Source organism: Providencia sp. UF-183 (assembly GCF_058246155.1).
In genome coordinates, this window is the sequence record NZ_JBSICD010000098.1 from 1 (window position 1) to 268 (window position 268).

Annotated in this window: 1 protein-coding gene; it reads left to right on the plus strand. The window is 60.8% G+C overall.

Annotated features, from left to right (window positions below; genetic code table 11):
- Positions 1-192 (plus strand): pantoate--beta-alanine ligase (locus AC4IFT_RS22515; protein ID WP_490752959.1); only part of this gene is annotated, 192 nt, incomplete at its 5' end.
- Positions 193-268: the final 76 nt, after the last annotated feature.

Consider the following 268-nt stretch of genomic DNA (forward strand, 5'->3'; position numbering starts at 1 on the left):
GTTGAAACGCTGCTGGAGCAGACCGCCGAGCAGCTGCGCGCCGCCGGCTTTACGCCGGATGAGCTGTTTATTCGCGACGCCGACAGCCTGCAGCCGCTGACGGTAGATAGCCAGCGGGCGGTGGTGCTGATGGCCGCCTGGCTGGGCAAGGCGCGTCTTATCGACAACCAGCAGGTCGACCTGACGCTGTAAGCCGTTTTTTATACTATCGTCACCCTGAATCCCAGACCATTGGTAGACAATGGCGGGGCAATCGGTGACCATAGAG